The organism is Mycobacterium sp. E3247, assembly GCF_001667785.1.
In the GTDB taxonomy this organism is placed as follows: domain Bacteria; phylum Actinomycetota; class Actinomycetes; order Mycobacteriales; family Mycobacteriaceae; genus Mycobacterium.
In genome coordinates this window covers 1-5,702 of the sequence record NZ_LZJG01000178.1, presented here as the reverse complement: position 1 = coordinate 5,702, position 5,702 = coordinate 1, and the positions used below count along the sequence as shown (strand labels likewise).

At 70.6% G+C, this 5,702-nt stretch carries 7 protein-coding genes and 1 pseudogene; 2 read left to right on the top strand and 6 right to left on the bottom strand.

Features of this window, described 5'->3' with window-relative positions; all coding sequences use genetic code 11:
• A pseudogene (locus A9X04_RS30320) lies at nucleotides 1–104 on the bottom strand (GNAT family N-acetyltransferase); the annotation flags it as partial.
• Between the two features lie 260 nt (nucleotides 105–364).
• On the opposite strand from A9X04_RS30320, the gene A9X04_RS09480 reads away from it, so the two are divergent.
• Complete coding sequence (locus tag A9X04_RS09480) at nucleotides 365–1,192, top strand: WecB/TagA/CpsF family glycosyltransferase (RefSeq protein WP_197509108.1); 828 nt, start codon at nucleotides 365–367, stop codon at nucleotides 1,190–1,192.
• On the opposite strand, the gene A9X04_RS09475 is transcribed toward A9X04_RS09480, so the two are convergent.
• From A9X04_RS09475 to A9X04_RS09465, 3 genes are read right to left on the bottom strand one after another with little or no spacing between them, the layout of a single operon-like run.
• Complete coding sequence (locus A9X04_RS09475; RefSeq protein WP_369828937.1) at nucleotides 1,158–1,829, bottom strand: D-glycero-alpha-D-manno-heptose-1,7-bisphosphate 7-phosphatase; 672 nt, start codon at nucleotides 1,827–1,829, stop codon at nucleotides 1,158–1,160. The two genes, A9X04_RS09480 and A9X04_RS09475, sit on opposite strands and share 35 nt — an antisense overlap.
• Complete coding sequence (locus A9X04_RS09470) at nucleotides 1,726–2,343, bottom strand: SIS domain-containing protein (protein WP_197509107.1); 618 nt, start codon at nucleotides 2,341–2,343, stop codon at nucleotides 1,726–1,728. The genes A9X04_RS09475 and A9X04_RS09470 overlap by 104 nt, the downstream gene beginning before the upstream one ends.
• Nucleotides 2,331–3,356, bottom strand: a complete 1,026-nt coding sequence (locus A9X04_RS09465) for a GHMP kinase (RefSeq protein ID WP_067919654.1) — start codon at nucleotides 3,354–3,356, stop codon at nucleotides 2,331–2,333. Before A9X04_RS09465 ends, A9X04_RS09470 begins: the two co-directional genes overlap by 13 nt.
• 207 nt (nucleotides 3,357–3,563) lie before the next feature.
• Here A9X04_RS09465 and A9X04_RS09460 point away from each other — a divergent pair, with 207 nt between their 5' ends.
• A complete protein-coding gene (locus tag A9X04_RS09460; RefSeq protein WP_067919669.1) occupies nucleotides 3,564–4,304 on the top strand; it encodes a class I SAM-dependent methyltransferase in 741 nt (246 codons plus the stop codon).
• 5 nt (nucleotides 4,305–4,309) lie between these two features.
• Here the strand turns inward: A9X04_RS09460 and A9X04_RS09455 are convergent, their stop codons facing one another.
• Together A9X04_RS09455 and A9X04_RS09450 are read right to left on the bottom strand one after the other, a co-directional pair.
• On the bottom strand, nucleotides 4,310–4,561 hold the full coding sequence (locus A9X04_RS09455; protein ID WP_067919652.1) for a hypothetical protein: 252 nt from the start codon (nucleotides 4,559–4,561) through the stop codon (nucleotides 4,310–4,312).
• An 85-nt stretch (nucleotides 4,562–4,646) separates the two neighbouring features.
• A partial coding sequence (locus A9X04_RS09450) for a M20/M25/M40 family metallo-hydrolase (protein ID WP_231985686.1) occupies nucleotides 4,647–5,702 on the bottom strand: 1,056 nt, incomplete at its 5' end.

Here is a 5,702-nt window from a genome sequence, read left to right as displayed (position 1 = left end):
TCGCCCTGCTGCATCAGCACCTGGCCGGGCGCGGCGCGCAGCGGTTGCAGCGACGCGGCCAGCGGCGCCAGATCGGCGGTCGGACACCCCTCGAAGATGTCCATCGCCGCCAGCTCGTCGGCCCGCGCGCCGGTCAAGGCCACCGCGATAGCCCGCCGTTCATGCCCTCACGGCGCGGGTCTGCGCGTCGCGATGACCGCCGCTCTGCCATGACCTGCCCGCCTGCGTCGCCGTCGTCTACCGCGCCAGGCCGAGTCCCCTGGCCGCGGTCGGATGCTGCCCAGGTTATGGGCTGGGTTCCGGCCGCGGCAAGGAGCGCGCGTCGCCCGTGGGTGTCCGCCAGGCCGCGGGGCATGATGAGCGGGTGAGCCGAGCCCACCGCAGTTCACCGCGCCCGACCGGTGCCGGGCCGCGCAAGGTGCGGGTGGGCGGCCTCTGGTTCGATGCCCTGACTGAGCGGCAGGTCGTCGACACCGTGCGGGCGGCCTGGGCCGCCGGCCGGGGCGGCTGGATTGTGCCGGTGAACGTCGATGTGGCCCGCGCCGCCGCCCGCAGCCCCGAACTCGCCGATCTCGTCGCCCGGGCGTCCCTCGTCGTCGCGGACGGGATGCCGCTGGTGTGGGCGGCGCGAGCCCAGGGCGACGGGCTGCCCGAGCGCGTCGCCGGGTCGTCGTTGATCTCTCCGCTGTGCGCCGCGGCGGCCGCCGACGGCAGGTCGGTGTACCTCCTCGGCGGCGCCGAAGGGGTGCCGGAACGGGCGGCCGGGGCGCTGGCGGCGCGGTCCGGCAACCTGCGCGTCGCCGGGACGTGCTCGCCGGAATTCGGCTTCGACAAGACCGAGGAAGGGGCCCGCCGCGTGGTCGCGTCCGTTGCGGCAGCCGCACCCGATCTGGTGTTCGTGGGCTTGGGCTTCCCCCGGCAGGAGCGCCTGATCGAGCTGCTGCGCGAGGAACTTCCGGGCGCCTGGTGCCTCGCCTGCGGTGGGGGCATCGCGATGGCCGCCGGGATTGTCCGCCGCGCGTCGCCCGTGCTGCAACGGCTGGGATTGGAGTGGGTGCACCGGCTGGCGCTCGAGCCGCGGCGCCTGGCGCGCAGGTATCTTCGCGACGATCTGCCGTTCGCGCTGGCGCTGGTGATTCGCGCGGTGGCGCAACGGTTTACGCGAGTCCGGATTCCCGGCCGCTCAAGATGAGTCGCACGGCCGCCGCCAGATCGTCGGCAACCGCGTCGGCGCCGTCCGCCTCCGCGCCGCCGGCGCGGAGCAGGACGGTCGCCGTGCCGGCCGCGCGGCCCGCCAGCATGTCGCTCTCGCTGTCCCCGATCATCACCGACTCGGCCAGAGCGAAACCGAGCTCGCGCGCCGCCCGCACCAACATGCCGGCGCCGGGCTTGCGGCAGTCGCAGCTGGCGGCCGCGTGCGGGCAGTGGTACACCGCGTCCAGGCGGGCGCCCTCGTCCGCGAGGAGCCGCTCCAGCCGGTCCTGGACGGCGGTGAAGCCCGCCGCGTCCGCGGCCGGTTCGGACAGCCAACGCTGATTGGTCACCAGAACGGTGCGCAGGCCGGCCGCGTTCAGGGCGGCCACCGCCTTGGCCGCGCCGGGCAGGAGGACCAATTCCTCGGGTGCCGTGACGTATTCGCCGTCGGCGGCCTTGACGTTGATCGTCCCGTCCCGGTCCAGGAACACGGTGCGGACCTTGCGAAAATCGGCCATCCTCGCGACGGCGTCAGTGGGGCCGGGGAAACAGCGCCGCTTCGACCATCTCGCAGATCGAGTGGCCCAGGTGCAGGCAAGCCTCCTGGACCCGCCCGGTGTTGTCGCTCGGGACACGGATGCAGAACTCGGCGACCTCGGCCACCTTCCCGCCGCGCGCACCGGTGAGCGCCACCGTCGTCATCCCGGCATCGGCGGCCGCCTCCAGCGCCCGGACGACGTTCGGCGAGTTGCCCGACGTAGTGAGGCCGACCACGACGTCGCCCGCGCGGCCGGCGGCGAGCACCTGGCGGGCGAACACCTCGTGGTAGGAATAGTCGTTGCCGATCGCCGTCATCGCCGCCGTCGCGTCCGGCAGGCTGATCGCGGCCAGGCCCGGCCGGTCAAAAGCGAAGCGGCCCATCAGCTCCGCGGCCAGATGCCCGGCATCCTGCGCGGATCCGCCGTTGCCGAAGAAGATCACCTTTCCGCCCGAACGCAGCGACTCGATCATCAGTCGCGCGATCTCGACGGTCTGCGCGGCGATCCCGCCCGCCAGCATCTCCTGCTTGACGGCGATCGTCTCCGCCAACCGCTCCTGGACCAGTTCGACGCTTGGCGTGACGACATCCGAGGTGCTCATGCCTGCCATGTGGTCAATCCTTTGCTCTCGAAAGCGAATTCGGTGATGCTGGCGCCGGCCGACTCCAGGCTTTCGATGAGGCGGTGCTTCTTGGCGAAGTCGCAGAACAACAGGATGTAACCACCACCGCCGGCTCCGGTGATCTTGCCGCCCAGGGCGCCGTTTTTCAGCGCCAGGTCGTAGAGCTCGTCGATGCGCTCGTTGGTGATGTAGGGCGACATGCGCTTCTTCTGAATCCAGGCCTCGCCGAGCAGGGCGCCGAAATCGTTCAGCTTGTTGGTGAGCAGGGCGGCCTTCATCGCCACCGCCAACTCCTTTTGGGCCCGCAGCCCGGCCAGCGTGTCGTCGGCGCCGGTGACGGCGCGCCGCGTTTGGTCCTCGATCACCCGGGCGGAGTCCCGGGTGATGCCCGTAAAGCACAGCAGCAGACTCAGTTCGAGCTCGAACGCGGTCTCCTCCCGGACGCGCAGCGGGTTGACGATCACGCGGTCGGTGAACTCGATGAAGTTGAACCCCCCGAACGTGGCCGCGTACAGGTCCTGCATGCCGCCCGTGATGCCCAAGTCCTCCCGCTCGATGGCACAGGCCAACTGCGCGGTCTCGTACTCGCCCATCGGCACGCCGTAGTGCTCGGCGAGCAGGCCCGTCAGCGCGACCATCATCGTCGACGAGGAGCCCAGCCCCGAGCCCGGCGGAGCGCTGGAGCGCAGCACCAGGTCGTAGCCGTCCGTGCCCTCCCTACCGAACCGGCGCACGGCGGCCTTGATCAGATCCAGGCTGCCGTCGTAAAGGATCTCGCTGTCGAGCCTCATCTCGGTAGTGGTCTTGAAGTCCACCGACTCGATGGTGACCATGCGATCGGTGCGCGGGGTGAGCGATCCCTGCGCATACCGGTCGATGGTCGCGGACAGGACGCAGCCGCCCTCGGTGGCCGGGAACGGCGGTACGTCGGTGCCGCCGCCCGCGAACGAAATCCGCAGCGGCGCACGTGCGCGGATCCGGGGACGGGGCGAGGGATGCACTGTCAACGCAATCCGCTCAGCCTGCCGACGCGCGTCCCGCGATCGCCGGCGAAATGTGCGTCACGTGCTAACCCCGTCCGTTGGCTGCGTGAGGCCCACTGCGTCGCCTCTCACGAAGAGCCTTAGCGTAGCAGCCGGATCGGCGGAAAAATGGGGATTCACCTGCGGATTATCCCGACGCGTGCACGCCCGAACGAAAGCGACGAAATGAGCCAGGACGCAGTCGAATTGACCCGGGGTCTGCTGACCGAGCCCGCCGTGCCGCGGCACGGATTCCTCGACGTACTGGGCGAATCGACGAGCTCGCCGGCCCCGACGCTCGCGCAGCGCGCCATGAACAGCCCCCTGGTCGCCACGGTCTACGAACGGCTGTGGCGCCCGGCCGCGTTCTACGCGGCCAGCGGTGTCACCACGGGCGCCGAGCAGCGGCGCGCGGCGTCGGCGCTTCGGCTGTCCACCGCGCACCGACTGCTCGACGTCGCCTGCGGCCCAGGCAACTTCACCGGCTCGCTGGCAGAACAACTACCGGATGGCGGACTCGCGGTCGGCTTCGACATCTCCGAGCCGATGCTCACGCGGGCCGTCCTGGACAACAGCACCCCGCGGACCTGCTACGTGCGCGGCGACGCCCGCGCGTTGCCGTTCACCGACGCGACGTTCGACGCGGTCTGCTGCTTCGGCGCGCTGTACCTGATGCCCGAACCGTTCCGCGTCGCACGCGAAATGGTGCGGGTGCTCAAGCCGGGGGGCCGGATCGCGGTCCTCACCAGCTACGTCCCCGACCTGCCGGGCATCCGGCACGCGATGACCGCCGGTGCCCGCGTCATCGGGCTCTCGATGTTCGACCGGCACGCCTTCGTCGACCTGTTCTCGTCGGCCGGGCTGATCGACATCGAGCAGCAGACCCAGCGCGCGCTGCAGTTCGTTGCCGCGGCAAAGCCGGGCTGACGGGACTAGGAGGCCGCCTTGCACACGCCGAGCACCCGGACCACCGGCGTGCCCGCCTCGCACTCGAGTACCCACGGGGCACCGCCGTCGAGGGCCTCGGAGGTGAGCGTGAACATCACCGGCTGACCGCTGCGCTGTGTCATCTGCGTGCATTCCACCCGGAACAGGCGATAGTCACCGCGTTCACCGATGGCGAGCGAAAAGCCCGGCCGCACCGACTCGACCGGCACCTTTTGCAGGTAGTAGTCAACGTTCATCCGTCGACCGTAGGACGGGTATTCCGACGCGCCCGGCGCCGCCACGCGCCTCTTAGGCAATGTTCAGGCAATTTTTGGGGCCGCATTAGTCTTCGTCCCGGGCATGCGCACCGGGCTGCAGCACGAACTCGGCGATGATCGACGCCATGTCGTCGATGGCGCTGCGCGAGATGACTTCATAGCCGTGCGTGCTCAGCGTGGGCACGCACAGCAGACCCGCACGCGGTGTCAGCCCGTTGGCCTTCGAGTGCGACGCGTCGGATTCGAAGGCGCCCAACACCGCCGCCTGCGGGGACAACCCAAGGTCGGCGGCGATGCCCATCAGCCGGTCGGCGACGTCCTTGTCGTAGACGCACAACGCGTCGCTGTAGCCGACGATGGGCCCGCCGGTGACGCTGGTGCCGTACTCGCGCTCGGTGGGGCCGACCTCGAGGGCCAGGGTGAGGGTGCCGGGCAGCGACCCGCTGGCGTACGTTCCGCCCACCCCGCCGATCTCCTCGTTGGTGGTGAACACGAGATACACGTCGTCGACGGGCCGTTGGGCGCGCTCGCGCAACAGGCGTGCGGCGCGCAGCAGGGCGGTCGCCGCGGCCCGGTCGTCGAGGAAGTAGCAGCCCAGGTAACCGCCGAACTCGACGAGCGTCCGCTTGGTGCGGTCGACGCACACGCGGGTGCCCGGGCGCACCCCGGCGACCTCCAATTCGTCGGTGCTCAGCCCCGTGAAGACGTAGACGTGGTCCCAGTCCAGCGCCTTGTCGCCCTGGTCGGGCTTGGTCTGCCAGATCCGCTGGCTCTCCTGGGTGGTGTGTTCGGAGCCGAGCGTCAATACCGCGGTCAGCGTCTCGTGCTCGCCGAGCACGGCGACCGGGCCGAGGCCGAAGTTGCCGGGATACATCGTGCCCAGCTGGGTCACATGCAGGGTGCCATCCGGTTCCACCCGCTTGACGAGCATGGACAGCTCGTCCAGGTGCGCCATGACTCGCGTCGCGACGCCGGGCTCGGCCGCCGAGGACACCCGGTGGCGGTGCACGCGCCCGGCGTCGTCGCCCGGGGGCGTGGCGGCGATGTACCCGATCAGGTTGCCGGCGTCGTCGGTCCACATGTCGTCGACGACGGGTCGCAGTTCGCGGGCGCACACCGC

Coding starts and splice junctions, on each gene's coding strand:
- A9X04_RS09460 (WP_067919669.1), top strand. CDS start 3,564: ATGAGCCAGGACGCAGTCGAATTGACCCGGGGTCTGCTGACCGAGCCC.
- A9X04_RS09455 (WP_067919652.1), bottom strand. CDS start 4,561: ATGAACGTTGACTACTACCTGCAAAAGGTGCCGGTCGAGTCGGTGCGG.
- A9X04_RS09470 (WP_197509107.1), bottom strand. CDS start 2,343: ATGGCAGGCATGAGCACCTCGGATGTCGTCACGCCAAGCGTCGAACTG.